Here is a 2,131-nt window from a genome sequence, read left to right as displayed (position 1 = left end):
ACTCGCCGCTGAACGTATGTCCCTGGGCGCCGAGCGTTATCTCCGAGCGAATCGTGACGGTGCCGAACAAGTTCCCCCGCCCATCGCACCCCAAGCCAACGAAGCAGCAGACACCGGTCGCGGGAAGCGAGAGCTGCACCGTCGACGCGGCACTCATGTCTCCATCAAGCCACGCCGCGACGGAGCGCACCTGCTCGTATCCGGTCGCGAGCAGGAACGTCGGCGCCCGACCATAGGACTTCATGCCCACGATGAAGAAGCCGCTCTCGGGGTGCGCGAGTTCGCGGTACCCGTGCGGCTCGACCGTGCCGCAGGTGTGCACGTTCGGGTCGATGAGCGGCGCGAGGCGGCGGGGGGCCTCGACGATGTCGTCGAGCTCGAGGCGGATCTCGCGCAGCATGTCGAGGTCGGGGCGAAAACCCGTGGCGTTGACCACGACATCGGTCGCGTGCGAGACCACCTCGCCGCGGCGGTGCCCGACAAGCGACACCTGGTCGCCGGCGCGATGCGCGCGGATGATCTCGAATCCGTCGACCATCTCGATGAGCCCGTCCGAGACGGCACGGTCGACCCGTCCGCCGAGACGGGCGCGATCGGCGAGCTCGTCATCGCCGGACGACGTCACCCGCACCGCCGCACTGCCCCGGATCAGCCAGCTCACTCGCGTGCCGGGCTCCTCGCGGGCCAGCGCGACGAGCGCCAGCAGAGTGTTTGCGGCGGAGTGACCGGCACCGACGACACTCGTGTGGCGTCCGGCAAATCGAGGCCGATCGGCGCCGAGGACATCGGGAAGCGCCGGCGCGACCCGGTCGGAGATCTCGGCCAGGCCGAGCAGGTCGAGTCCGTTCGAGGAGAGCGGGTTGGGCGAACGATAGGTGCCCGAGGCATCGATCACGGCCCGCGCCGGGATCTCGTCGATGTCGCCGCCGGCCGTGCGGGTGCGGATCACGAACGGCGTCGAGGCCCGGCCTCTGCTGCGGGTGCGGTCCATGCCCTCGCGGCTCACGGCGACGACCTCGGTGCCCAGACGCAGACGCGCGCCGATCTCGGGCACCTCGGCGAGGGGAGCGACGTACGCCTCGACGAGTTCGCCGCCGGTGGGCGCCACCTCGGGGGCAGGATGCTGCCACCCGCGCGCTTCGAGCAGCTCCCGCGCCACGGGGTCGACGAGGTGCCGCCACGGCGAGAAGAGGCGCGTGTGTCCCCACGAGCGGACGCTGTCCGCGACGCGGTCACCGGCCTCGAGGATCACGAAGTCGATGCCGCGGCGCTGCAGGTGCGCCGCCGCCGCGAGCCCGATGGGACCCGCCCCGATGACGACCGCCGGAAGGGTTGCGAGCCTCGCGTCCTCGCGCACGCGAGGGGTCAGATCGAGCAGGGTCATGGCGGCCTCCGAAAGACATCGACGAACTTCGATGTAGATTCTGCGCCCGAGTATCGATGATTGTCAATATCGACTATCGTCGATGCATGCCCACCCCGCTCGCCGTGACCGACGTGTCCGTCGTCGGCTCCTGCGGCACGCCTCTCGTGCGCGAACCCCTCTCGGCCGAAGAGGCCGAGCAGCTTGCCGTCACGATGAAGGCCCTCGCGGATCCGACCCGACTGCGCCTGCTCTCGATCGTCGCCGCCTCGGTGAACGCCGAAGCGTGCGTCTGCGACCTCATCGAGCCCGTCGGTCTCAGCCAGCCCACTGTGTCGCACCATCTGAAGGTGCTCACCGCCGCGGGCTTCCTCACCCGAAGCAAGCGCGGCACGTGGGCGTACTACGCGCTCGTCCCGGGTGCCCTCGACCGCGTCTCGCGGATGCTCGCGTCGTGAACGACACCGCCCGCGCCGCTCTGGGCGAATTTCTCGGCAGCGCCCTGCTCGCCGCCGTCGTCGTCGGATCCGGCATCGCCGCCGAGCGCCTCTCGCCCGGCGACATCGGCCTGCAGCTGTTCGAGAACGCATTCGCCACCGCCCTCGGCCTCGCCGTGCTCATCGTCGTCTTCGCCACCGTCTCAGGTGCGCACTTCAACCCGGTCGTCACAATGGTCGACGTCGTCCTGCACCGCCGCCCCTGGTCGATCACCTCGATCTACCTGCCCGCTCAGATCGCAGGGTGCATCGCCGGAGCCGTGCTCGCCAA

At 70.0% G+C, this 2,131-nt stretch carries 3 protein-coding genes; 2 read left to right on the top strand and 1 reads right to left on the bottom strand.

The features are described 5' to 3' along the window. On the bottom strand, positions 1 to 1,384 hold a 1,384-nt coding region (locus DI573_RS14665; RefSeq protein WP_292815884.1), incomplete at its 3' end, for an FAD-dependent oxidoreductase. An 86-nt stretch (positions 1,385 to 1,470) separates the two neighbouring features. Between DI573_RS14665 and DI573_RS14660 the strand changes: the two genes are divergently transcribed. Next, entirely contained in the window at positions 1,471 to 1,821 is a 351-nt protein-coding gene (locus DI573_RS14660) for a metalloregulator ArsR/SmtB family transcription factor (protein ID WP_292815881.1), read from the top strand. After that, positions 1,818 to 2,131: aquaporin (locus DI573_RS14655; protein WP_292815878.1), on the top strand; the 314-nt coding region annotated here is incomplete at its 3' end. The genes DI573_RS14660 and DI573_RS14655, both read left to right, overlap by 4 nt.

The organism is Microbacterium sp. (assembly GCF_003248605.1).
Lineage (GTDB): Bacteria > Actinomycetota > Actinomycetes > Actinomycetales > Microbacteriaceae > Microbacterium.
Note: the sequence above shows the minus strand (reverse complement) of the source record. Positions and strands in the feature narration are given on the sequence as shown.